A 23,654-nucleotide genomic window follows, 5' to 3' on the forward strand; every position below is an offset into this window, starting at 1 on the left:
AGGCTGGCGTTGTGATGTGTGGTCTATCCTACGTTGCATCGCACGTCGTGCTGGACGATGCACATGGTCCCTGTACGATGCGTTTTTCAGCGTAGCCAGCGTTTCGACGTTCAGGCCAGGCGTTTTTATTCGGGGGATAGATGGGATCGAAGAGCACTGTGGCGAGCGTGCCGACAAAGGTCCACGTTCATTTGTATTACGGTGTCGATCCGAGCCGTTATCGCAAGGACGACAACGTCGGTTGCCTGTACGGTTATCACTACGCCGAGTCTGAATCCGTGGCGGTTTCGTATTCGCAGGATCATCCCGAAGGTCGCGCGATGCGCTCCATCCGCCGCGGCCTGAAGGCGCTGTTTGGCTGTGACCTGATTCATACGTTTCGCAATCGTGCAGCGTTGCTCGAGTCCGATGTTGTCTGGACGCATACGGAACGCGAGTATCTGTCCGCTGCGCTGTTGCTGATGCTCAAGCGTGGACCCAAGCCGCTGCTGCTTGCCCAAAGCGTCTGGTTGCTCGACGTATGGAAGTCTCTTAGCGGATTCAAGCGCGCCATCTACAAGAAGCTGCTCAACCGTGCGGATCTGCTCACGACGCTCACCACGGATAACGCCGCGCTCGTCAAGCAATTCTGGAACCGCGAAGCGACGGTCGTGCTCTATGGCATCAGCACGGACGACTTCCCCATGCAGCCGGTGTCGCAGTGGCGTCCGCACGAACCCTTGCGCGTTGCCGCGATAGGCAATGACCGGGATCGCGACTGGCAGACGTTCATGGAAGCCTTCGAGAACGACGCGCGTTTCTCGGCACGGCTTGCAACGCAGCGCAAGGTCTCGCGTCCAAGCGCGGCGGATAACGTCGTGGTGGCGCCGGTATCGGGTATCGAAGAACAGCGCAAGCTTTATGAATGGGCCGATGTGATCGTGGTGCCGTTGCATCCGAATCATCATGCATCGGGTATCACGGTGGTGCTGGAAGGCGTGATGGCCGGGAAGGTGGTGGTTGCCACGGACATTGGCGGGCTCACCGACTACTTCTCGCACGATGCCGTTTCGTATGTCCCGGTCCACGATCCGCGCAGTCTTCGCGAAACCGTTGCCGCTTTAGGCGCAGATCCCGAAGGCACGACAGAACGCATCCGCCGCGCGCAGCAGGAGTTGACATCGAAGGAACTGACCACGCGTGGATACGCGCGTCAGCATGTCACGCTCACGCATCAGATGCTGCGCGACGCCGCAATGCGTGAAAGCGTCACGCCAATGGCCCGGGCATAGCCGGAACATATGATTGATTCGAAATCCTACGCAATTGCTCCGCCGCCATCCACGAGCACGGTCGATCCGGTCGCATACGCTGTGCTCGCAAGATAGATCACTGCATTGGCGATGTCCTCCGGTTGCCCCACACGGCGTGCGGGCAAGCGGGCGGCGGCGTTATCGAACATGCTCTGGCGTGCTTCGTCGCTGAGCTTCGACCACAATGGGGTGGCGATCATCCCCGGCGATACCGCATTCACCCGCACCGGCGACAACTCCAGCGCAAGGCCGCGCGCCAGCGCCTCCAGCGCGGCGTTGATCGCGCCTTGCAGCACCGAACTCTTGCTTCGCCGCACGCTCAGGAAGCCAGAGATAAGCGTGAGCGAACCGCCGTCGGTGTTTTTCGCGGCACGTGCGACGCGATATGCGCCCCAGAACTTGCTGTCCATGGCAGCGTAGGCATCGGCGAGTGCGAGCGTGCGTGCAGGACCGCCCGGCGTTTGAGCCGCCGATACCACCACGTGATCGAACGGTCCCGTCTCCGCAAAGAAACGTTCAACGGCGGTTTCGTCGCCGGTATCCAATACAGCCGTGTCCACGGTTGATCCCATACTCGATTTGATCTCCGCCGCGCTTGCGTCCAGCTTCTCCTGGTTACGCGAGGCAATCGTCACGCGCGCCCCGAGTTCGGCGAAGGCTTTCGCGGTGGCGGCGCCAATGCCCGAACTTCCGCCGACGATCAATACGCTCTTCGATGCGAATGTATTCATTCTCAGACTCCTTTATTGCAGCCCCTGAACTGCAGCCCCGGAATTAAAACGCCGGAAGGCTGCGGCCAGGTTCGATCAGATGGTTTCCGTCTCACGCAGCGTGAGGGGACTTTGCAGCACGTATCGGGCAATGTCGTCCTTGCGCATGAACGCGACATCGGGCCGGCTCTTCGCATAACGCAGGAACTCATCCCACACCCGGACCATTTGCGGCGAACCGCTGATCCGGTCGTGCGCGCTCACGGACATCATGCGGCGACGCGTACCGGCTTCGTCGTAAAGCTGATCGAAGTCGAGCTTGATCTGTTCAAGGAATTTATCGGGCGAATAGTTACGTCCCTCGACCAGCAGGATGTCGTTATTGCGCAGCGTATAAGGCACGACGACGAAGTCGTGGCCGTTTACCTGTTCTATGAACGGCTCGTCGCGGCTGATGTCATCGATGTGATAAACGTAGCCCAATTCCTGGAGCAACGACAAGGTGTTCGGCCCGCGCCGCAACCAGTTCGCGTTATACCCTGTGGGCCGTTGTCCGGTGACCTGTTCCACCATGCTTGCCGCCTGCTCCAGGAACGTCCGCTCTTCGGCGCGGCTCATCGCGTATTGCGAGCTCCAGCGCGGACCGTGCCCGGACGCTTCATGGCCGCGCGCGACGATTTCCCGGGCGAGTTCCGGATGACGCTTCGCCGCCTCGCCGATCATGTGCGTGGTGACCTTCACGCCATGGCGGTCCCAGAGGTCGAGCATGCGCGGAATGCCTTCACGATATCCATAAGCGAACCACGTGTTGGTCGCGGGGTCGGCCGGGACGCTCGCCGGAAAATCGACTTTCGGAAACGGACTGTCGGTGCCTTTGGGCGGTTGTCCGCCGGCTTCGAACTGCATCGAAATGGAGACCACGAGGCGCGCGCCGTCAGGCCAGAATTGTCCCTGGCGCGCGCCGCTTGCGTTCGTCGTAACTGATGATGCGCCGGCTCCCTGTGCGTTGGCAGCGGCGCCGTGCAGCAGCGCGCCTGCGGCCAGCGCGCCGGCCCCCAGGCCTGCGCGAGTCAGAAAGGTTCGGCGTCCCGCTGCGGGGAAAGCGCCGGCGTTTGTGGGGTAACGGTGGTATCGATGATTTGCGACATGATTGTCCTCACTGTGCGATGACGCCGAGCTGTTGCAGGAACGTCAGGTTGTCTTCGAGATGCCAGTTCTCCGCAATACGGCCATCGGCTACGCGATAAATATCGGTCGCCATGAAGTCGATCGCTTGTCCCTTTCCGGTCACGCCCTTGAACTCGCCGGTGAAATGTCCGGTGAAGTGCAGGTGCGAGACGACGCGATCGCCCGCGACGATCATCTGCGTGACATCGCAATGGATGTCTGGCACGGCGGCGTGTACGACTTTCGATGCCGCCAGCGGTCCTTCAATGCCCTGCGGCCGGCCGGGTGGCAGCGTCCGGTCCATGAAGCCGGGGCTGAGCGCGGCGCGTGCAAGTGATTCGTCGCTGGTGGTCCAGAAGGTGTCATAGCGGCGCGCGGCGAGCATCTGGGCGTCGGCTTGGGCGCGGGGCAGGCTTTGATCGACGATCAAGGTCGCGGGTTTGACAAGCGCGGCGCCCGCCGCGAACGTTGGCGTGGCCGGGCCAAAACCCGCGCTGAAAGCGGCGAGTGCGAGCGCCGCGGCCGCGACGCGATTTCCAGCCAATTTCGATGAAAGCGGCATGTGGATTCTCCAAAGAAGCGATGTATGCCGGCCTATGCATTTCGTCCCAAAACCAGCGAAACGTTGCGTGAGCCAGTGATACGCATGCTAACTTTCCGATTCAAGATGTAATACGGGCTTTCGTTCAATGCATCCTCTCCAAATCCCGAAGAATCGAAGATCTGATGATCGACAACCTGCCGAACCTCGTTGCTTTCGCCCGCGTAGTCTCCGCCGGCAGTCTTTCGGCTGCGGCCCGGGAAATGGATATGTCTCTGGCCGTGGTCAGCAAGCGGCTTGCGCAACTTGAAGAAAGTCTCGGCGTGCGGCTGATACAGCGAACGACGCGGCGCCAGAGCCTGACGGAGGAGGGCGCGCTGTTTCACGAGCAGGTGTTGCGGATCCTGGCCGAGGTCGAACACGCGGAATCGCTGATGTCGGGCAGGCGGGACGCAGTAAGCGGCGTGTTGCGGGTGAGCGCGCCCGGAGCGATCGGGCGGCGATGGATCGCACCGATCATGGCGGACTTCCAGCAATTGCATCCGCAATTGACGGTGCAACTGGAGTTGACGGACGTGGTGGTCGATCTGCTCGACACCGGTCTGGACATGGCGGTGCGCTTTGGCAGCCTCGCCGATTCACCAATGATCGCGCGCCCGCTCGCGCCGAATTACCGCGTGCTGGTCGCGGCGCCTGCGTATGTGAGCCAGTACGGCATGCCGCAGCAGCCAGATGAACTCACGCGCCACCGCTGCATTTTGATAGGCGATCAGCCGCGTGCCGAATGGCGGTTCGAGGGCGAAGAACCTGTCACCGTGCGCGTCACGGGCGCGCTCATCACCAACGACGGCGCCGCCGCACACGCATGGGCGCTGCATGGCGTCGGCATAGGCGTGAAGTCGATATGGGATGTAGGCGATGACATTGCAGCAGGCCGTCTCGTGCGTATCCTTCCCGCCCATTCAATGCCCGCCGCCCCGCTACATGCGCTGTATCCGCATAACCGGCATCTCGCGCCGCGGGTGCGGGGATTCATCGACTATTTGCGGGAACGGTTGCATGACGCATGGCGCTGGGGAAAGGCTTGAACGACGCTGTGCAAAAGATGGACGTTTTCTTGAGCGCTAGCGAACAGAGCGATAAGAATTAGTAAGTATGCTTATGGTTATGCCTGCAAGGACAGGCCGTTGAAAACAACCGGGGGATGAAATGCACAACGACGAAAAGCTGGGCGGGCTGTTACTCGTTCTGGTGATCGGGTGGGCCTACCAGGCGATCGCGCAATGCAGAGACTTTTGTTCTCTCCAATGGTCGTCGGCGATGAACGTCAGGACACGCTGGCCGGACTGACGACCAGCGGGTTTCTATTCGACATCCACGCCCGGCGATGTCGTCGCATCGCGCATGCTGTATGCCGACAGGATCCGGTACAGGGTCACGCGTGACACGCCAAGCTCTTTCGCGGCTTCGCCCAGACGTCCGCGATTCCTGAGCAACGCCATTTCGATCGCCTGCCGTTCTCCGGCTTCGCGTGCTTGCGCAAGTGACGTTGGGGCCGGTTCGGCGAATTCGCCAAGCTCCAGATCATGCGCGCCGATCAGGCGTCCCTCTGCCATGACGATCGCGCGCCGCACGCGGTTGATCAGCTCGCGCACGTTGCCCGGCCAGGAGTAGTTATGCAGCGCCGCAATGGCATCAGGTGCGAAACCGCGCAGCGGCCGATGCGCGTCTTTCTTGTAGCGCTCGAGCATGTGTTTCGCGAGCAATTCGATGTCCTTGCCACGAGCCCGTAGCGGCGGTTCATCGATTTGAAGCACGCATAGACGATGGTACAAGTCGGCGCGAAACCGGCCTTCGACCATGGCCGTCTGCATCTCGACGTGCGTGGCGGAAATGATGCGGACATCGACAGAAGTCGAGCCGTGTCCGCCCAGCCGTTCGACCTTGCGCTCCTGCAGGAAGCGCAGCAGGCTTGCCTGGCTTTCGAGCGGCAGGTCGCCAATTTCATCGAGGAAAAGCGTACCGCCATTCGCCGCTTCCACACGGCCGATCTTGCGCTGGTTCGCGCCCGTGAACGCGCCGCGTTCGTAGCCGAACAACTCGGACTGCAGCAGATGCGTGGGGATCGCGCCGCAATTGATCGCGACGAAAGGCTGGTCGCGCCGCGTGGAATGCCGGTGAATGGCCGCGGCCGTAAGCTCCTTGCCAGTGCCGGATTCACCGGAAATGAAAACCGGCGCGTCGGTGATGGCGACCTTGCGGATTGCTCGGAACAACGCCAGCATGGCGTCGCACGAGCCGATCATTTCGCCTTCGGCGTCGCTGCTGCCCATGGCGTTTACATTGCCGTGCGTGCCGCCCACCACACCGCTGCGCGAGCCTGCATCGTGCAAGGCAGCAATGCCGTAAGCATGTCCGAGCGCATTCAGGATGCGTTCGCCGGAAGCGGGGAGCGTGACGTAATCGAAGCAGAAGTCGCGCACGAGGCGGCGGATTGTTTCGTTATCGAGCTGGATGGGCGTAAGCAACGCAACCCAGCCGATGGTCTTGATCGACAACATTGTTTCGGCCAGGCGCAAATTCAACTGGACGTTGCGAGACGAAAAATCGAGCAGGCCGCCACTCGCATTCGATGAAAAACTCTCCAGGTCACGACCCAATTCGGAATTTCTGACCGTCCACCCGCGCGCGTCCATCAGAGAGCGAACCTCGAGCGTCAAGGGATCGCCTACGTAATAAAGATGCCTGGGACTCGACGGAAACGCTGCCATGAAAAATTACACCGGTTGGTTACAACGAATAATGCCACCAAAACCATGGGTGGCACGCGTTGTGTCGCTCGCGAATTGGCGTGTTGACGCGGTGTTGAAACGCGTGCTCCTGTTTATAACGACTGTTTGCTTGGAAACTTGAAAGAAGAAGCGCGCCTTCGGTTAGAGGCGCGTCGCAGGGGAAACCCTTTCCAAAAGCTCCATAAACCCGTGGAATTGAACTTGTCTAAAGAATACGGCAGGTTCCGGGATCTAGATGCGTCGAGACAGAATTATTCCGCTGATCCGGCGGATTTCGTCGACAGATTGCGAAACGATGCACCCGCGTGTTCCTGCGGCAAATGCGCGGCGCCCCCAAAGAGTTTTTCGCGAAACGTGCCGTCGGCGTAGCTGGTTTTGTAAATGCCCCTGGCCTGAAGTTCGGGAATCACCAGGTCGATGAAATCTTCGTAGCTCTCCGGCGTCACCGTACGGGTCAGGTTGAAACCGTCTACGCCCGCTTCATTCACCCAGGATTCGAGCGCATCGGCTACTTCGACCGGGTCGCCTACGATGGTCGTATAACGTCCGCCAAGCTTCAACTGATCGAGCAGACGCCGCACGGTCCAGCCGGACTGGCCATCGGTTACGCGCTCCACGGATGATTCGATGCCGCGGCTTTTCGGAGCGCCCGGCGGCTGGATTTCGTCGTCGGGATCGAAGATCGAATAGTCAGTACCTGTTCCCGCCGCGAAATGCGCCAGTCCGGCTTCGGGACTTGCGTAGTGCGCATATTCGGCAAATTTTGCTTCGGCTTCGGCATGCGTGCGGCCGACCACGACGGTAATGCCCATGAAGATCTTCAGGTCGGCAGGGTTGCGGCCGGCATCGGCGGCTTGCTGGCGCAGTGCATCGACGAGCTTTTTCGTGCCGGGCTTGCTTTGGCTCGATACAAACACGCACTCCGCATGACGCGTGGCGAATGCCTGTCCTCGGCCCGATGATCCCGCCTGGAAGAGCACCGGCGTGCGTTGCGGCGAGGGTTCGCAAAGGTGGTAACCCTCGACGTCGTAATAGCGTCCGTGGTGATCCACCTTGTGCACTTTCGCGGGATCGGCGAAGACGCGCGTTTCACGATCGCGAACCACGGCGTCGTTTGCCCAGCTTCCTTCCCAGAGCTTGTAGAGCACGTCGAGATATTCGTCGGCGCGGTCATAGCGTTCATCGTGTGCAATCTGCCCGGTCAGGCCCATCGCGCGCGCCGCGCTGTCCAGGTACCCGGTCACGATGTTCCAGCCAATCCTCCCGTCGCTCAGATGATCGAGCGTGGAGAAACGTCGTGCGAGCAGGTAGGGCGCTTCGTACGTGAGGTTCACCGTAATGCCGAAGCCAAGGTTGCGCGTGACCGCGGCCATGGCCGAGACCAGCATCATGGGATCGTTGACGGGAAGCTGGACCGACTCCTTCAAGGTCAGATCGGCCGATTGCTGATAGACATCGTAGACGCCGACTATGTCCGCAATGAAGAGGCCATCGAACAGTCCTTTTTCGAGCAGCTTTGCAAGGTCGGTCCAGTATGAAAGCTTGCGGTAATCGGTCGAGCGGTCACGTGGATGCGTCCAGAGGCCATGATTGATATGGCCCACGCAATTCATGTCGAACGCGTTCAAAAGGATCTTTTTCTTGCTCACGGGAGTCCTCGCGGAAAACGACGGATGAAGGGCGCAAAGGGCGGATAGCATCGCACGGTCAGGATCGCCGGCGAACCATCAATTTGATATTTATTATCCATGACTGCGGACGCTGCGTTTCTTTTCGCCCGGGTACGCTTCGATGAGGCCCGCAAACCGGTCGGCAAGCGTGGTACGTGCGCGCGCAGGCCAGACGGCGCTCAACTCGAAGGGTGGCAGCGCGGCGCCGTCCGAAATTTCGCAAAGCCGCACGCCACTGAATTGCAGCGCGCGCACCGAACGCGGCAACAGGGACACGCCGCATCCGGCAGCCACGCACGCGAGGACCGTCAGCGAACGGTTGGCGTCCTGCACGATTTCTACCGCGCAACCGGCTTGCCGGAACGCGCTCAAGATCCCCGCACGAACACCCGGCAATTGCCCGTGCGGGAACCATACCAGGCCATGCGGCGCGAGTTCGCTCAGCGACACCGCGCCGTTTGCGCCCAGCGGAAAATTTTCGGGCAACACCGCGATCAACTGCTCGCGCGCGATCAGCTTCTCGTGCATTTTCCCGGCAACAGGCGCCGGCGTGTGCAACAGGCCGATATCGATTTCTCCTTTTTCAAGCGCGCTTGTCTGCTCGGCGTTGCTCATCTCGCGCAGCACGAGATCGACGTCGGGAACGGATGCGCGCAGTGCCGCAATCGCGCGGGGCAGCACTGCAAAAAGCGCCGCCGATGCAAAACTCACCGTCAGCCGTCCCGCCCGCTGCGCGCCGATTTCGCGCGCCCGGTGCGAGGCGGCATCGATTCTCGCGACGCTCATGCGCACGTCCTCGACGATCGCCAGTCCCGCCGCAGTCAGGTCGGCGCCGCGCCGCGTGCGGCTGAAGAGCTTGACGCCCAGATCCTTTTCCATGCGCGTGAGCGCCTGGCTCAGCGCAGGCTGGGCGATGTTCAGGTGATCGGCGGCGCGGGTGACGCTGCCCGCGTCGGCGACGGCCAGGAAATACTTCAGGTTGCGCGTGTCCATATTAAAACGATATGAAAGATGATCACTTGCATCATAGTTCTTTATCCCTCCAATCCCTAGAATGGGTTTCATGGGCCGTTGCAAGAAGCCCGGAAAATACAATCAGGAGACGACAATGAACTGGTACCGCGAAATATCGCCGACGGAAAAGCGCACGCTCTGGAGCTGCTTCGCGGGATGGGCGCTGGACGGCATCGACACGCAACTGTTCAGCCTCGTGATTCCGACCTTGCTGGTGACGTGGGGTATCGGCAAGGGGCAGGCGGGGTTGATCGGCGGCGCGACGCTGGTGGCCGGCGCGCTCGGCGGATTGCTTGCGGGCATGCTGTCGGATCGCTACGGGCGCGTGCGCGCGCTGCAGATCACGGTGATCTGGTTCTCGCTTTTCACTTTCCTCTGCGCATTCGCGCAGAACTTCGAGCAGTTGCTGGCCTTGAAGGCGCTGCAAGGCATCGGCTTCGGCGGCGAATGGACCGCGGGCGCCGTGCTGCTGAGCGAGACCATGCGCGCTGAACATCGCGGCAAGGCGATGGGCATCGTGCAAAGCGCCTGGGGTTTCGGCTGGGCGGGCGCGGTGCTGCTTTATACCGTCGTGTTCTCGTTCGTATCCCCGGAATGGGCGTGGCGGCTGCTGTTTGCCATAGGCGTGATTCCGGCCGGGCTCGTGCTCTATTTGCGCCGTAACGTGGTCGAGCCTCCGCGTGTTCCGGTCGCTGCAAAGGCATCCGGCGGGGCGCTTCCTCCGGCCACCCATATCTTCGATAAATCCGTGATCCGCTCGACCATCGTGGGCGCGTTGATCGGCGTGGGCGCGCACGGCGGATATCACGCGATCACCACGTGGCTGCCCACTTACCTCAAGACCGAGCGGCATCTGTCCGTACTGGGAACCGGCGGGTATCTCGCGGTGGTGATCGCGGCGTTCATCTGCGGATGTTTTGTCAGCGCGTGGTTGCAGGACCGCATTGGCCGCAAGCTCAACGTGATCCTGTTTGCCGTGTGCTGCGTGGCGACGGTCAACCTCTACGTCTTCCTGCCGATGGGAGACACCGCCATGCTGCTGCTCAGCTTCCCGCTCGGGCTTTTTTCGGCAGGGATTCCGGCAACGCTCGGCGCGCTTTTCAACGAACTTTATCCGCAGGGCATTCGCGGCACAGGCGTGGGCTTTTGCTACAACTTCGGGCGGATCGTTTCTGCGGGTTTTCCTGTGCTGGTCGGTCACATGGGCAACTCCATGCCGCTTGGTTCGGCGCTCGGTATCGACGCCGGGGTTGCCTACGGCCTTGTCGTGGTCGCCGCGCTGATGCTGCCCGAGACGAAGAACCGGCGGATCGCGACGGTCGCGGTCAATGCGTGATTAACGTCGGATGAACGCCGATCAACGGATTCCACTTATGCAAACGCAAGAGACCTGCATGGCCGAGCGCTGGTACGAGACGGGCGCGGAGCAGATCACGGCCATCGACAGCCACGCCCATGTGTTCGTCCGCGGATTGCCGCTCGCGCCGCAGCGCCGCCATGCGCCAGATTACGATGCCACGCTCGACGCCTACGCCGGTCATTTGCTAGCGAACGGCGTGTCGCACGCGGTGCTGGTCCAGCCGAGTTTCCTCGGCACGGACAACCGCTTTTTTATCGATGTGATGCGGCGCTATCCGTTGCGTTTTCGCGGCGTGGCCGTGGTGGATTGCAGCGTGAGCGACGCCGGGCTGGTATCGCTCGATCGGTCGGGTGTAGTCGGAATGCGGCTGAACCTGATCGGCTTGCCGATCCCCGACCTTCGCGCGCCTGACTGGCAGCGGTTGTTCGCCCGCGTCAATGCGCTTGGGTGGCATGTCGAGGTGCATCGTCAGGCAGCGGATCTGCGTGATGTCGTGGAGCCGCTATTGGAACAGGGCTGCACGGTCGTAGTCGATCATTTCGGGCGGCCCGCTCCGCAAACCGTCGAGCGCGACCCGGGCTTTCGCTATTTGCTCTCGATCGGGGGAACGGGACGCGTGTGGGTGAAGTTATCGGCGGCTTACAGGAGCGCGGTGAACGCTTCAGGCGTTGCGGCCGGCGCGCGGCTGGCAAGCGCATTGATCGATGCATACACGCCCGGGCGGCTTGTCTGGGGCAGCGACTGGCCGCATACGCAGCACCAGCAATTCACCGACTACGATGCAACCCGCCGCGCGCTCGACCGATGGGTGCCGGACGCGGCGCAGCGCGAGATCATTCTCACGGGTTCGGCCGGCGAGCTGTACCGGTTCAGATAGCGTTACTTGCGCACGATGTCCTTGAGAAAATCCGATACACGTTCGAGTCCCTGTTCCAGCACATCCAGTGGATTGGCGAAGCCGATCCGCACATAACCTTCCATTTCGAACGCGCTGCCCGGCGTGAGCATGACGCCGGTCGCCTCGATCAGCGATGTACAAAATTCAGTCGATGACATGTCCACATCGAACTTGAGCAGGCACACAGTCGCGGCTTTCGGCTTGACATACGAGACCAGCGGTTCCTGCTGGATCCATGCATCGAGTGTTGCGAGATTGGTCCGTGTGATCGCGTGATTGCGCGCGAGGATCCTGTCTTTCGCTTCCAGCGCTACTGATGCAAGATGATCGTCGATCATCCCCACGCTGATGGTGTTGTAGTCGCGATGAATGCACACGGCCCGGATGAGATCGACCGGACCGGCGATCCATCCCAGGCGCAGCCCGGCTAGCGACCACGTCTTCGACATGCTGCCCGTGCTGATGCCGCGTTCGTAGAGATCTGCGACGGACGCGGTGAATCCCGAACCTTCCTGATTCGTTCCGCGATAAACCTCGTCGCACAGCAAGTACGCGCCGCACGATCGCGCGATGGCGACCACCTCTTTGAGAAACGCTTCGTCCATCAGCGAACCCGTTGGATTGTTCGGGTTGTTGACGGCGATCAGCTTCGTTGCGGGGCTCGCGAGTGTGCGCAATTCGTCAAGATCGGGAAGAAAGCGGTTCTCTTCCCGCAGCGTCAGGAGGTGTACATCGGCGCCGTGACTTTCGGGTATCGAATAGTGCTGCTGGTATGTGGGCAGCACGGCGATCACGCGGTCACCAGGCTCGATCAGCGTTTCATACACCAATGCGTTTGCGCCGATCGCGCCATGTGTCACCAAAATGTTCTTCGGCGTTTGATGGTCGTAGAGCGCGGCGATATTCGCGCGCAACCGGTCCGAACCTTCGATCGCGCCATAGGTCAGCTTCATGGGGCGCAGTTCGTCCATGATGCTGTCCTGCTTGCCGGTCAGCGTCAGCAACTGATCGACGGTCAGCGATTCGACGCAGGTTTCAGCAAGGTTATAGCGCGCCTCATGCTCGTACCGGTCCATCCAGCGCTCGACCAGAAAGTCCTTGATCTTCATTCGTTTCTCCGCAAATCAACGCGTTCGGTTGACCGAGTGTATTTCAAATTCCATGCAGGCTGAAGATCTGGAACGCGCGTTACCTTCGACGCACTGACTCTTATGACACACTCACGGTTTGCTTACGCTCAACATCATGTCAGGAGATTCCGTGAACCCGAGCTTCTTGATCAGTAACGTTCGCTTGTCTGATGGCGCGTCCGTCGATGTCGCAATCAGCGGCGGGCGTATCGAAGCGATTGGAGCCAATCTTCCGCGCGATACAGATGTGGTGGTGGAAGACGGCGGGAGCGCACTTGTGCTTCCGGGATTCGTGGAAGGCCACACGCATCTCGACAAGACGAACTGGGGGCTGCCGTGGTATCGGAACGAAGTCGGTCCGAGGCTTGTCGACAGAATCGAGAATGAACGCTCGTGGCGTGCAAGCTCGGGACATGATGCAGGCAAGCAATCCCTCGCGCTCGCCCGTGCGTTCGTTGCCGCTGGAACAACGCGCATCAGGACGCACGTGGACGTAGACACCGACGCCGGCCTCGAGCATCTCGAAGGCGTGCTTGAAACGCGTGAAACGCTCGTGGGCGTTGCGGACATCCAGATCGTCGCGTTCCCGCAATCGGGCATGCTGCGCCGCCCGGGAACCGATGCATTGCTCGGTGACGCGCTGAAGTCAGGCGCCGACGTACTCGGCGCGCTCGATCCCGCGCTGATCGACCAGGACCCGGTCAAGTCGCTCGACACCACGTTTGCGATCTCGGATCGTTACCAGAAGCCCGTCGATATCCATCTTCACGAGCCAGGTGAAGTTGGCGCATTCACCATCAAGCTGTTGCTCGATCGCGTCGAGGCGCTGGGCATGCAGGGTCGCGTGGTGATCAGTCATGCGTTTTGCCTTGGCATGTTGCCCGATCGCGAGCGTGATGTGCTGCTCGCAAGAATCGCGCAACTGAGCGTCGCGCTCCTGACGACCGCGCCGCCCTCGGTGCCGGTGCCGTCGCTGCGAGCTTGCATTGAAAGGGGCGTGACGCTCTTCGCGGGCAACGACGGCATACGCGATACATGGACGCCGTTCGGCTCGCCCGACATGCTCGAACGCGCCATGTTCGTGGCCATGCGGCACGATCTGCGTCGGGACGTCGACCTCGCACTCGCATTCGATTGCGTCAGCACGCTCGGCGCACACGCGTGCGGCTTTGCGGACTATGGATTGCACGTCGGCGCGCGTGCGGATCTGGTTCTCGTCGATGCCGCCACTGTCGCTCATGCGGTCGTCGCGCGGCCGGTGCGCAAGCTGGTTGTATCGAATGGAAGAGTCGTGGCACGCAATGGCGCAATGCTGGCCTGAAACATCGGGCCTGATGCATCCCGTACAAGCTAAGATATCAGCGAGCGCCGGTTCACGCGGACCGGTTTCCTGCGTGATTTCTTCGATGGGAGAACAAGATGGCAGCCAAGAAGATTCTGTTTCTGACCGGCGATTTTGCGGAAGACTATGAAACGATGGTGCCGTTCCAGGCGCTGCAGATGGTCGGTCACACCGTGCACGCGGTCTGCCCCGGCAAGAAGAGCGGTGACAAGATCAAGACAGCGATTCATGACTTCGAGGGGGACCAGACTTATACGGAGAAACCCGGACATCTGTTTGCGTTGAACGCGAGTTTCGACGACACCGATCCAGCCAGTTATGACGCGTTGATGATTGCCGGCGGACGCGCGCCCGAATACTTGCGCCTGAACAATCGTGTGATCGAAATTGTCCGGCATTTCGCCGATGCTGAAAAACCCATTGCCGCTGTTTGTCATGGGGCGCAATTACTCGCCGCCGCGGATGTGATTCGCGGCAAGCGCATTTCGGCGTATCCCGCTTGCGCGCCGGAAGTGCGTCTTGCGGGAGGGGAGTATGCGGACGTTCCCGTGGACAGCGCGGTGACTGACGGCAATTTCATTACCGCGCCCGCGTGGCCTGCGCATCCGCAATGGCTTGCGCAGTTCCTGGCGCGGCTAGGGACGGAAATCAAGCTTTAAACGCGATGCTGGAGGGCGCTGGCGGGCGTCAGGCGCGTCGGCGTTGCGGGCAGTCGGGCCGGCACTGCAATTGCACCACTCGCGCGGCCCGAATAAACATCGGCCGCGCGTCACGATCTCCTTATCCCAGCTTCGCCTGCAACTCCGCTGCTCCACCGCGCTTATACAGTGCCAGCGTAGCGAAAAACCCGCACACCGCCGCAAAAATCAGCCAGTAAGCTGGCGCGGCTTTATCGCCGGTCGTCTGGATCAGATACGTCGATACCGCCGGCGTGAAGCCACCGAAGATCGCCGTTGCCAGGCTGAACGCCAGCGAGAAACCCGCCACGCGAACATCGACCGGCATCACTTCAGTCAGCGCGGCGACCATCGCGCCGTTGTAAGCGCCGAAGAAGAACGAGAAGTACAGCAGCACGCCGAGCATGCGCAGGAAACTCGGATCGTGCGCAAGCCACGAAAGCGCCGGGTAAGCCGTGATGATCGCCAGTGCCGATACAAACAGCAGCACCGGCTTGCGTCCGATCCGGTCCGAAATCGCGCCGCCGATCGGCAGCCAGATAAAGTTCGATACCCCCACGAACAGCGTCACGATCAGACTGTCCGACGTGCTCAGGTGCAGCACGGCGCGGCCGAAGGTCGGCGTGTAGACGGTGATCAGATAGAAGGTGGTGGTGGTCATCGCGACCATCAACATGCCGGCAATCACGGTCTTCCAGTTCGTGAGCATGGAACGGAAGACTTCACCGGTTGCCGGGTGATGACGGCGCGCCTTGAATTCGGCGGTCTCCTGCAGCGAGCGGCGCAGAATGTAGAGAAACGGCACGATCATGCAGCCGATGAAAAACGGCACGCGCCATCCCCAGCCGGCAATCTGCGGCGGCGAAAGCATGCTGTTCAGCGCATAACCCAGGGCTGCAGCGACGACGATTGCGACCTGCTGGCTGGCAGATTGCCACGACGTATAAAACCCCTTCTTTCCAGGCGTCGCCATTTCCGCGAGATAGACCGACACGCCGCCGAGTTCGGCGCCCGCCGAAAACCCTTGCAGCAAACGTCCGAGGAGCACCAGCGCCGGAGCCAGCAAGCCAATGGTCGCAAACCCCGGAACGCAGGCAATGAGAATGGTGCCGCTTGCCATGATGGAAAGCGTGACGATCAGGCCGCGCCGGCGTCCGACTTTATCGATGTACGCGCCCAGCACGATCGCGCCCAACGGACGCATCAGGAATCCGGCGCCGAATACAGCGAACGTCTGCATCAGCGACGCAAATTCGCTGGCAGCCGGGAAGAACGTCCTGGCAATGTAAGTCGCGTAGAACCCGAACAGAAAGAAATCGAATTGTTCGAGGAAGTTGCCGCTGGTGACGCGCAAAACCGCGCCCAGCTTCGAGACACTCGGCGCGCTCGCGCCCAGCGCCTGCGGTTGAAATTCGTTTCCGGTTGCCATGTCGTCTCCTGGATTTTTTTATTGCCACGCCGGCCATCATAGGCTCGACGGGCCCCATGTTGCATTAGTCATCGACCAGCAGTTTACTCGGTTGGCGTTTTTCCACGGCCCATTTCAAAAGTGCTGCACTGCGATAAATCCCGTGCGCGAATTTCCCGTACGGCAGCGTCAGGAACAGCGCCATCACAATGCCAAGGTGGACGGCCAGCAATAACGCCATCATGGATGTATCGCGGAGAATCAACAGTGCGAGACCGCTCGCGCTGGTCAACAACAGCAACGCGATAAAACCGCGGTCCATCGGCTTTTGCGCGACGTCGCCGTGCTGCGGATGACGCTTCAGGTTCAGCCACAACAAACCGGCAGGTCCCGCCAGCAAGCCGAGACCACCCAGCGAACCGAGTACGACCGGTACGCTGCTGATCGCATAAGGCGCTTCGAGCTTGAGAAGATAGTGATAGAGCGTAGCCACGCACGTCGATGCAAAACACAGCATGAAACCGTAGAACGTGAGGTGATGAAAGCGGCGCCGGGCGAGGGAAAATGCATCGTCGGCGTTGTTGCAGCCTTCGCCATGGCCGCCGCCGAGATAACGCAGGCTCAGCACGTCGTGCGTCGCTTCACCGATGGCTTCGGCCGACATCGCGCCCGGTTCCTCATTGCGCCAGAACTTCCGGACACCGACGCCGAGCGCGATCATCGCGAACACGAATACGATGCCGAAGAGCAGCGCGAGCGTGTCGTGCGGGAACACCGCATAGAAGTTTCCGGCGAGCGGCGGCAAGAGCAGCGAGCCTTTGAGCGCCATCGTCATGATCAGGAAAAGTGCCAGACCACCAGCGAGCGCCAGTGCCAGGGTCAGGCCGTTGCGCTTGTATAACGCGCCGAAACCTGCCGGCCATGCATAGTCGACGTAAGTCTGCAAACGCACTTCGGCCATCGCCTTGGGCACATTGACGCCAAATTCGTGGGGCGGCGCGTACTGGCACGCGTGCAGACACGCGCCGCAGTTGTGGCAGAGATTCGAAAGGAAGTGCACGTCGGCGCGGCCGAACTCGAGGCGACGGGTCATCGCGGGGAAGACGGCGCAAAAGCCCTCGCAATAGCGGCACGCATTGCAGATCTGCATGATGCGGCTGACTTCGCCTTCGGCCGCCGACATCGGTTTTGCAAACGTGATGGGAACTTCGTTCAGTGCAAGCGCGCTCGCCTCGCGCGTCAGGTTTTCAAGCGACTGCATGACTGGCTTCCTTCAATTTCAAAGCCGCCTGCGCGGCCTGGGTTCCTGCAATCCGGCCGAATGCCGTGCCGATCGCCATGCCGACGCCGGCCGTATAACCCTTGCCGAGCACGTTGCCCGCCATCATCTCGCCCGCAACGTAAAGGTTGGGGCTCGGCTTGCCGCCGAAATGCACGGCGGAGTTCTCGTTCACCCTGAGACCCAGGTACGTGAACGTGATGCCGGGGCGAAGCGCGAAGGCGTAGAAGGGCGGTTTGTCGATGGGCTGCGCCCAGTGTGTCTTCGCGGGCGTGAGGCCTTCGGTATGGCAATCATCGAGGACGGCGTGATCGAATTTGCCGACGCGACAGGCGGCGTTATAGGTCTGGATCGTATCGATGAACTTCGCTTCGTCAAGATCCATGGCACGCGCGAGTTCGCCGAGCGTGTTCGCTTTCGTGCCGGGAAAGACGGGCGGCATGAAGCGGCCGATCGCTTTCGAATCGATGATCGAATAACCGATCTGTCCCGGCTGATGTGCAACGAGCCGGCCCCAGATGGCATAACGCTTGGGCCAGAAGTCCTCGCCTTCATCGTAGAAACGCTCGGCGTTGCGGTTCAGCATCACGCCGAGCGACACACAATCCACCCGTGTGCAGATGCCGCCGTCGTATAGAGGTGCACGGGCGTCGATCGCGACACAATGCGATTGCGACGGATCGCCGATGGAATCCGCGCCGGCATCGATCATGTATTTGAGCAGCACGCCCATGTTGAAGCGCGTGCCGCGAATCAGGAAATTGTCGGCGACCCATTCGCCGTTGATTTGGCCCCATGCTTCGCGCAGCCACTCGCGATTCGATTCGAAGCCGCCCGCGGCCAGCACGCACGAGCGCGCTTCAATACGCTCATCGCCAATCCGCGCAGCAACAAAACGCTCGTCATCCAGTTCGATGGAATCCACCGGCGCGTTGTATCGAACCTGGACGCCCAGCGCTTCCGCGCTGCGGAAATACGCGTTGACGAGCGCCTTGCCGCCGCCCATGAAAAACGCGTTGGTCCGCGCGACATGCAGCGCGCCCGACAACGGTGGCTGGAAATGCACGCCGTGTTTGCGCATCCAGTCGCGGCATGTCGACGATTCGCGGATTGCGAGGCGGGCGAGCGGTTCATTGGTGATGCCGCCCGTGACCTTGAGCAGGTCCTGCCAGTATTCCTCTTCCGGATACGCATCGATCAGCACGTCCTGCGGCGCGTCGTGCATGCAGCGCAAGTTGCGCGTGTGCTGCGAATTGCCGCCGCGCCACTCACGCGGCGCAGATTCGAGCAGCATCACGGACGCGCCCGCCTCGCGGGCCATCAAAGCCGCGCACAAAGCCGCGTTGCCGCCGCCTATCACCAATACGTCCACCATTGTGATGTCTCCTCCAATCTCCGGAGTGTAGGACGTGCGGTGTTCGGCCGCCAGCAGGCGGCAGGCAACGGGTCTTCACGAATCGTGAAGAGGCGGCAATGTGGCGCCTGTCCATTGTCCGCCGGTGACGAGCGTTCGCGCGACATCGGCGAGAACCACGCGCGCCGCGAGGCCGGCGGGCGAGAGTTCGTCGTCGGAAAGACTGACGAGCTGGTTTGGACGCACCATGTGACGCTCGTTGATAGGCAGCGCGCGGAACGAGGCCAGGTCGCGGCGGGCCAGCGCGGCACCTGGCTGGATCGTCAGGCCCAGACCGCCTCCGACCGCGTCCATGAGCATGGCGAGGCCATCGATTTCAGCCACGATATTCGGCTCGATACTGGCACGCGCAAACGCCGTGTCGAGCAGCGAACGCAGGCCGTGCGGGCCGCTTGGGAGGATCATCGGCAACTTCGCGATGTGCGCGAGCTTCGTGGTCATGGTCTTTGGCATCGGCTCGAAACTCGCGGCTGCGATCACGAACAGACGTTCGTCGAGCAAAGGCGTCGCGCTGAAGCGCTTGATGTTGTCGCTCTGGAACAGGATCGCGAGGTCGATCTGGCGCGCGTTCAGCATGACGGACAAATGGCCCGACAGACTTTCAACCATGCGCAGGCGTACATCGGGATAACGCTCGCGCATCGCGCGCATGAACGCGAGACCGAGCACGCCCGTTGTGCTCGGCGCCATGCCGACGCTGACATGACCGGAAAGGCGCGCGTGCTGTGCGGCGTGGGCGGCGTCATCGACATGACGCAGCGCCAGTTGCGCCTGACGCCAGAACGCGAGGCCTGCGTCGGTGGGCACCACGCCGTTGGCGGTGCGCTGCAGGAGCCGCGTGGACAGCTCGCTTTCAAGCCGGCTGATCTGCTGGCTGAGGGTCGACGTCACTACGCCAAGTTCCATCGCCGCACGGCCCATGCTGCCATGTTCGATCACACGGACGAAATAGCGAAGCTGGCGCAGTTCCAAAGGGTCTCCTTGCAGATCCGTTCTGATGTCCGCGCATTATCGCCGGGATGAGCTGGTCCGGGCCGTTGTTAGCTCGTTCGGAACGATCTGGGCCGAAGCTTTGTTGTGCCTGCGTGCAGCCGTTCGTATTCCGCAATCATCTGGGCGCCGAAGAGCAGCAATGTCGCGAGGGCTTCGAGGCTGAACAGGACGACAATCGAGGTCGTCAGCGATCCATACACCACGCTCACCTGCGAGAGCGTGGCGAAATACCAGACCAGTACATGACGCGTGACTTCCCACAGCAAGGCAGCGGCAACCGCGCCGAACAACGCGTGCCTGAAACGCGGACGCCCGACCGGAATCACCATATAGATCGATGTCAGTACGAACACCTCGCCCGCGAATCCGAACAGGTAAAGCAGCACGCGCGATGCGCCGCCAAGCGAGATTTCGACGCCGAAGATATCGACGCTATGTGCGCCCACCGCCTGTAATCCTGTCGATACGAGCGTGACAAGCAACACGCCTGCGCCAAGCGACAGGCTGTAGCAGTAAGGCAGCAACGCGGATATCAGGAAATGCCGCCGACGTATTGCCACCCGATGCACGAAGATCACCGACATGGCGTTTTCAAGCACGGTGAAGGCGAGCGAACTGAAGAAGATCATCGTGCAAAGCAGCACCCAGCCGATCACCGCCCGATGCGCGAGGAAGTTTGCAAGCTCCTTGACGATAGCTTTTGCCTGCCCCGGCACGAGCCATTCGAGCAGATGAGAAAGCGTGTCGAGAAGCACATGCCGGTCGATCACATGTGAAAGCGCGATCACGACCAGGATCAGCAGCGGCACGATGGAAAGCAGCGCGTAATACGCGACCGCACCCGCGAGCAACATGCCCTGATTCGCGCGAAAGGCTTTTAGAACCTGCAAGGCGAACGCGCCTGGGTGATCGGCGATCGTCCTGAGCGTGCGGTAGCGAATGAGTTGCATATGCCCTCCAGATGCCCCGGCCGTCTGCCAGGTATATGGCCCGAGCACGATTCCGCAAGTCCTGGGCCTTGCTTGGACACGTTCGCACGGGATCGGCTTAAATCTGTTGCGCATGGGGACAGCAGGTCGTTAGAATAAACGAGAATCATTCCCATTCTGAAATCGAAGAGCTTTTACGCTCTGGCCGTTGCCGACCGATGTTCCACGCTGTGCGTCGTCACGCTGACATCGCCGAGCGCCATATTGGGTCGCGCCTGGCGCCGACCAATGCTTATAAAACTGTAAGCCTGGATCAAAAAACAGGTTTGAAGCCAACCGTAAGACTATTTATGACCGACGGAACTGGACAGGGACTGCAGGTATTTCAATGACGCGTCGAATTCTGTTTCAGGTGCACTGGCTGCTCGGCGTCACAGTGGGACTGGTGCTGGCGCTCATGGGGCTGACGGGCGCCACCATGAGCTTCGAGGACGAGATCACCGGACTGCTGAACAGCAGCACCATCAGCGTCGCGAAAGGCGCGGAACTCATGACGCCCGATGCGTTGCTCGCGAGCATCCGCGCGCAATTGCCGGGCGAGGAAATCAGGCCGCTGGTGTTATCGGCTGATCCGGAAAGAGCTGTCCAGTTCCGGGTGCGCCAGCCCTCCGGAGCAGCGACGTTCTACGCGAATCCCTACGACGGACACGTGCTCGGCAAAGCGGCCGGCAGCGACTTTTTCTCGTTTGTAGAAGACGTGCACCGGTTTCTGGCGCTGCCTATCACCGAAGGGCGGCGCGACAGCGAGATCGGCAAGCAGATCACCGGCATCGCCGCTTTTTCGCTCATATTCTTCGCGTTGTCCGGGCTGTATCTCAGATGGCCGCGCAAGCCGCTCGACTGGCGCGCGTGGTTCGTGCTCGACCTGAAGCGCACGGGGCGCAATCTCTATCGGTCGCTGCATGCGGTGATCGGTGGATGGATGGTCTTGTGTTACCTGATGAGCGCGCTGACCGGCTTGTGGTGGTCATACGGCTGGTATCACGATCTGGCGAGCAAGGCGCTGGGTATCGAGGAGACACGTCGTGCGCCCGCGGCGGATCGCAAGCCGAAGGAAGCGCTCGCGGACGCGAAGGGCGATGCACCGCGTGCAGCGGGATCGCGTAAAAAACGGGGCGTGGAAGGCGCGCCTAAAGCGATGGATTCGAGCCGTGCGATTTCCTTTGACCCCGCCTGGCAAACCTTCGTCCAGCGCGTCGGTCGGGATTTCGGACGCGCGTCGCTGACGGTTTCGCGCGATGGCCGAGCGGTATCCATAGAACGGTTCGACGGACCGTTGCGAGGCGGCCTCATGGACCGGTACACATTCGACGCCGCGACCGGTTCGCTCAAGGCCACCGACCTCTACGCAAATCGTCCGATCAACAAGGTCATCGGCACGAGCATGTTGACGTTGCACAGCGGGGCCGTGTTCGGCGTTCCTGGGCGGGTCATCGTCATGCTGTGCAGCCTGACGATGCCGCTTTTCGCCATTACTGGCTGGCTGCTTTATCTCGGCCGGCGCCGCAAGCGTCGTGAAGCCGATGCCATAGCGCCCTTGCCGTCATTCGCCACGAGTCACGCCAACAGCGATCTGCTGATCGTTCACGCCAGCCAGACCGGCACCGCCGAGCGTATCGCGAGCATGAGCGCGGCGGCGTTTGCATCGGCGGGAAGAGCTGCCCGCTGCCTGCCTATCTCTGCACTCGATTCCGTGTCGCTGGCCGCAGCCCGCTGCGTGCTTTTTGTGGTGAGCACCTATGGTGATGGCCAGGCGCCCGACCGCGCCCGTTCATTCGTCCGCCAGATAATGGCGCGCCCCGCGCCGAGCGGCGGCTTCAGCTACGCGGTGCTCGCGCTCGGTGACCGCGAATACCCGGACTTTTGCCACTTTGGCCGTCAGGTCGATGAATGGCTGACGAAGGCGGGCGCGCGCAGATTGTTCGAGCGCATCGAGATGAACGGCCGCGATGACGAAAGCGAACAGCGCTGGCGCCGGCAGTTGACAGCGCTTGGCGCGGCCACCGTGGCAGGGTGGGAAGAGGCGCCGGTTCAGTCGTGGACGCTGGCGCAACGCAAGCTTCTGAATCCCGGTAGCCAGGGCGGCGGCGTGCATCATGTGCGGCTGAAAGTGAACGCGGCAACGTCGCCGGGCTGGACGGCGGGCGATATCGTCGAGATCTATCCGCACAATGATCCGGCGGCGGTGGCGCGGGTTTTATCGGCGGCTGGGCTGGATGCCGGTGCGCTGGTACACGGCCGGCGTCTCGATGCGCATCTGTCCGGCGCCGTGCTTCCATCGGCTGAATCCGTGCGCAACATGAGCGCTGCAGCACTCGTCGCTACCCTCAAGCCTTTGCCGCATCGCGACTACTCGATCGCCTCGATACCTGCCGATGGTTACCTCGACCTCGTAGTCAGGCAACGGGTCAGGTCATCGGGCGAACTGGGCATGGGCTCGGGCTGGCTGACGGCTCATGCCGCCGAAGGCAGTCTGGTGCAGGCGCGCATCCGGGCGAACGCGGGGTTTTATCGGCCTGATGGGGAACGTGCGCTGATCCTGATTGGAAACGGCACCGGCATCGCGGGATTGCGCGCGCATTTGCGTGAAAGGAGCGCGGCGGGATCGAAAGGACATTGGCTGCTGTTTGGCGAGCGCAACGCCCGATATGACGCGTTCTTCAAGCAGGAACTCGAGGCGTGGCGCGCGGATGGCACGCTCGCGCGCATCGACCTGGCGTATTCACGCGACGACGATTGCGGACGCTACGTGCAGGATCTCGTGCGGCATTCAGCCAGCGATATCTTCACGTGGGTGGGGGCGGCGCCGCGGTCATGGTCTGCGGCAGTCTTGCCGGAATGGCGCCGGCTCTCGATAGGGAATTGCGGGCCGCGCTCGGCGACGAACGCGTGAGCATGATGGTCGCGAACGGGTTGTATCGGCGGGATGTGTATTGACGTGTGGACGTGTGATTGACGTTTGATCAAAAGGCCCGTCC

19 protein-coding genes are annotated in these 23,654 nt (G+C 61.4%); 7 read left to right on the forward strand and 12 right to left on the reverse strand.

Annotated features, from left to right (window positions below; genetic code table 11):
* The first annotated feature begins 140 nt into the window (after nucleotides 1-140).
* The gene (locus tag AXG89_RS39505; protein WP_062002004.1) at nucleotides 141-1,271 is read left to right on the forward strand and encodes a glycosyltransferase; all 1,131 of its coding nucleotides are present in this window, start codon (nucleotides 141-143) and stop codon (nucleotides 1,269-1,271) included.
* Between the two features lie 26 nt (nucleotides 1,272-1,297).
* Here AXG89_RS39505 and AXG89_RS39510 read toward each other — a convergent pair whose 3' ends face one another.
* The 3 genes from AXG89_RS39510 to AXG89_RS39520 form a co-directional block, all read right to left on the reverse strand.
* Nucleotides 1,298-2,023: an SDR family oxidoreductase gene (locus tag AXG89_RS39510; RefSeq protein WP_075358423.1), complete on the reverse strand. Its 726-nt coding sequence runs from the start codon at nucleotides 2,021-2,023 to the stop codon at nucleotides 1,298-1,300.
* A gap of 75 nt (nucleotides 2,024-2,098) precedes the next feature.
* Nucleotides 2,099-3,076, reverse strand: a complete 978-nt coding sequence (locus AXG89_RS39515; RefSeq protein ID WP_086386837.1) for a polysaccharide deacetylase family protein — start codon at nucleotides 3,074-3,076, stop codon at nucleotides 2,099-2,101.
* A gap of 82 nt (nucleotides 3,077-3,158) precedes the next feature.
* The gene (locus AXG89_RS39520; RefSeq protein WP_075358424.1) at nucleotides 3,159-3,731 is read right to left on the reverse strand and encodes an ester cyclase; all 573 of its coding nucleotides are present in this window, start codon (nucleotides 3,729-3,731) and stop codon (nucleotides 3,159-3,161) included.
* 161 nt (nucleotides 3,732-3,892) lie between these two features.
* On the opposite strand from AXG89_RS39520, the gene AXG89_RS39525 reads away from it, so the two are divergent.
* The gene (locus AXG89_RS39525) at nucleotides 3,893-4,798 is read left to right on the forward strand and encodes a LysR family transcriptional regulator (protein ID WP_205583130.1); all 906 of its coding nucleotides are present in this window, start codon (nucleotides 3,893-3,895) and stop codon (nucleotides 4,796-4,798) included.
* Nucleotides 4,799-5,074: 276 nt separating this feature from the next.
* Here the strand turns inward: AXG89_RS39525 and AXG89_RS39530 are convergent, their stop codons facing one another.
* The 3 genes from AXG89_RS39530 to AXG89_RS39540 all read right to left on the reverse strand — a co-directional run bounded on the left by AXG89_RS39530 (nucleotide 5,075) and on the right by AXG89_RS39540 (nucleotide 9,165).
* Entirely contained in the window at nucleotides 5,075-6,481 is a 1,407-nt protein-coding gene (locus AXG89_RS39530; RefSeq protein ID WP_075358426.1) for a sigma-54 dependent transcriptional regulator, read from the reverse strand.
* A 272-nt stretch (nucleotides 6,482-6,753) separates the two neighbouring features.
* On the reverse strand, nucleotides 6,754-8,151 hold the full coding sequence (locus tag AXG89_RS39535) for an LLM class flavin-dependent oxidoreductase (protein ID WP_075358427.1): 1,398 nt from the start codon (nucleotides 8,149-8,151) through the stop codon (nucleotides 6,754-6,756).
* A gap of 93 nt (nucleotides 8,152-8,244) precedes the next feature.
* Nucleotides 8,245-9,165, reverse strand: a complete 921-nt coding sequence (locus AXG89_RS39540) for a LysR family transcriptional regulator (RefSeq protein ID WP_119024832.1) — start codon at nucleotides 9,163-9,165, stop codon at nucleotides 8,245-8,247.
* Nucleotides 9,166-9,280: 115 nt separating this feature from the next.
* Here AXG89_RS39540 and AXG89_RS39545 point away from each other — a divergent pair, with 115 nt between their 5' ends.
* Nucleotides 9,281-10,522, forward strand: a complete 1,242-nt coding sequence (locus tag AXG89_RS39545; protein WP_075358472.1) for an MFS transporter — start codon at nucleotides 9,281-9,283, stop codon at nucleotides 10,520-10,522.
* Between the two features lie 10 nt (nucleotides 10,523-10,532).
* Nucleotides 10,533-11,423: an amidohydrolase family protein gene (locus AXG89_RS39550; RefSeq protein ID WP_083637897.1), complete on the forward strand. Its 891-nt coding sequence runs from the start codon at nucleotides 10,533-10,535 to the stop codon at nucleotides 11,421-11,423.
* A gap of 2 nt (nucleotides 11,424-11,425) precedes the next feature.
* On the opposite strand, the gene AXG89_RS39555 is transcribed toward AXG89_RS39550, so the two are convergent.
* Complete coding sequence (locus tag AXG89_RS39555) at nucleotides 11,426-12,553, reverse strand: aminotransferase (RefSeq protein ID WP_075358429.1); 1,128 nt, start codon at nucleotides 12,551-12,553, stop codon at nucleotides 11,426-11,428.
* A 151-nt stretch (nucleotides 12,554-12,704) separates the two neighbouring features.
* On the opposite strand from AXG89_RS39555, the gene AXG89_RS39560 reads away from it, so the two are divergent.
* Complete coding sequence (locus AXG89_RS39560; RefSeq protein WP_372237049.1) at nucleotides 12,705-13,895, forward strand: amidohydrolase family protein; 1,191 nt, start codon at nucleotides 12,705-12,707, stop codon at nucleotides 13,893-13,895.
* Nucleotides 13,896-13,993: 98 nt separating this feature from the next.
* Entirely contained in the window at nucleotides 13,994-14,575 is a 582-nt protein-coding gene (locus AXG89_RS39565; RefSeq protein ID WP_075358430.1) for a DJ-1/PfpI family protein, read from the forward strand.
* A 121-nt stretch (nucleotides 14,576-14,696) separates the two neighbouring features.
* On the opposite strand, the gene AXG89_RS39570 is transcribed toward AXG89_RS39565, so the two are convergent.
* The 5 genes from AXG89_RS39570 to AXG89_RS39590 form a co-directional block, all read right to left on the reverse strand.
* Nucleotides 14,697-16,022, reverse strand: coding sequence for an MFS transporter (locus AXG89_RS39570; protein ID WP_075358431.1), 1,326 nt, complete (start codon nucleotides 16,020-16,022; stop codon nucleotides 14,697-14,699).
* A gap of 64 nt (nucleotides 16,023-16,086) precedes the next feature.
* Nucleotides 16,087-17,262, reverse strand: coding sequence for a tricarballylate utilization 4Fe-4S protein TcuB (tcuB, locus tag AXG89_RS39575; protein WP_075358432.1), 1,176 nt, complete (start codon nucleotides 17,260-17,262; stop codon nucleotides 16,087-16,089).
* Nucleotides 17,249-18,655: an FAD-dependent tricarballylate dehydrogenase TcuA gene (gene tcuA, locus AXG89_RS39580; RefSeq protein WP_075358433.1), complete on the reverse strand. Its 1,407-nt coding sequence runs from the start codon at nucleotides 18,653-18,655 to the stop codon at nucleotides 17,249-17,251. The genes tcuB and tcuA overlap by 14 nt, the downstream gene beginning before the upstream one ends.
* A gap of 75 nt (nucleotides 18,656-18,730) precedes the next feature.
* On the reverse strand, nucleotides 18,731-19,666 hold the full coding sequence (locus AXG89_RS39585) for a LysR family transcriptional regulator (RefSeq protein ID WP_075358434.1): 936 nt from the start codon (nucleotides 19,664-19,666) through the stop codon (nucleotides 18,731-18,733).
* A 68-nt stretch (nucleotides 19,667-19,734) separates the two neighbouring features.
* Entirely contained in the window at nucleotides 19,735-20,637 is a 903-nt protein-coding gene (locus AXG89_RS39590) for a YihY/virulence factor BrkB family protein (RefSeq protein WP_075358435.1), read from the reverse strand.
* Between the two features lie 367 nt (nucleotides 20,638-21,004).
* On the opposite strand from AXG89_RS39590, the gene AXG89_RS39595 reads away from it, so the two are divergent.
* Nucleotides 21,005-23,569: a PepSY domain-containing protein gene (locus AXG89_RS39595; protein ID WP_205583109.1), complete on the forward strand. Its 2,565-nt coding sequence runs from the start codon at nucleotides 21,005-21,007 to the stop codon at nucleotides 23,567-23,569.
* Nucleotides 23,570-23,654: the final 85 nt, after the last annotated feature.

The organism is Burkholderia sp. PAMC 26561 (genome assembly GCF_001557535.2).
GTDB lineage: Bacteria > Pseudomonadota > Gammaproteobacteria > Burkholderiales > Burkholderiaceae > Caballeronia.

Excerpts from the sequence above, each read along its gene's own strand:
- AXG89_RS39505 (WP_062002004.1), top strand. The coding sequence starts at position 141 with ATGGGATCGAAGAGCACTGTGGCGAGCGTGCCGACAAAGGTCCACGTT.
- AXG89_RS39510 (WP_075358423.1), bottom strand. The coding sequence starts at position 2,023 with ATGAATACATTCGCATCGAAGAGCGTATTGATCGTCGGCGGAAGTTCG.
- AXG89_RS39520 (WP_075358424.1), bottom strand. The coding sequence starts at position 3,731 with ATGCCGCTTTCATCGAAATTGGCTGGAAATCGCGTCGCGGCCGCGGCG.
- AXG89_RS39530 (WP_075358426.1), bottom strand. The coding sequence starts at position 6,481 with ATGGCAGCGTTTCCGTCGAGTCCCAGGCATCTTTATTACGTAGGCGAT.
- AXG89_RS39540 (WP_119024832.1), bottom strand. The coding sequence starts at position 9,165 with ATGGACACGCGCAACCTGAAGTATTTCCTGGCCGTCGCCGACGCGGGC.
- AXG89_RS39545 (WP_075358472.1), top strand. The coding sequence starts at position 9,281 with ATGAACTGGTACCGCGAAATATCGCCGACGGAAAAGCGCACGCTCTGG.
- AXG89_RS39550 (WP_083637897.1), top strand. The coding sequence starts at position 10,533 with ATGAACGCCGATCAACGGATTCCACTTATGCAAACGCAAGAGACCTGC.
- AXG89_RS39555 (WP_075358429.1), bottom strand. The coding sequence starts at position 12,553 with ATGAAGATCAAGGACTTTCTGGTCGAGCGCTGGATGGACCGGTACGAG.
- AXG89_RS39565 (WP_075358430.1), top strand. The coding sequence starts at position 13,994 with ATGGCAGCCAAGAAGATTCTGTTTCTGACCGGCGATTTTGCGGAAGAC.
- AXG89_RS39570 (WP_075358431.1), bottom strand. The coding sequence starts at position 16,022 with ATGGCAACCGGAAACGAATTTCAACCGCAGGCGCTGGGCGCGAGCGCG.
- tcuB (WP_075358432.1), bottom strand. The coding sequence starts at position 17,262 with ATGCAGTCGCTTGAAAACCTGACGCGCGAGGCGAGCGCGCTTGCACTG.
- tcuA (WP_075358433.1), bottom strand. The coding sequence starts at position 18,655 with ATGGTGGACGTATTGGTGATAGGCGGCGGCAACGCGGCTTTGTGCGCG.
- AXG89_RS39590 (WP_075358435.1), bottom strand. The coding sequence starts at position 20,637 with ATGCAACTCATTCGCTACCGCACGCTCAGGACGATCGCCGATCACCCA.
- AXG89_RS39595 (WP_205583109.1), top strand. The coding sequence starts at position 21,005 with ATGACGCGTCGAATTCTGTTTCAGGTGCACTGGCTGCTCGGCGTCACA.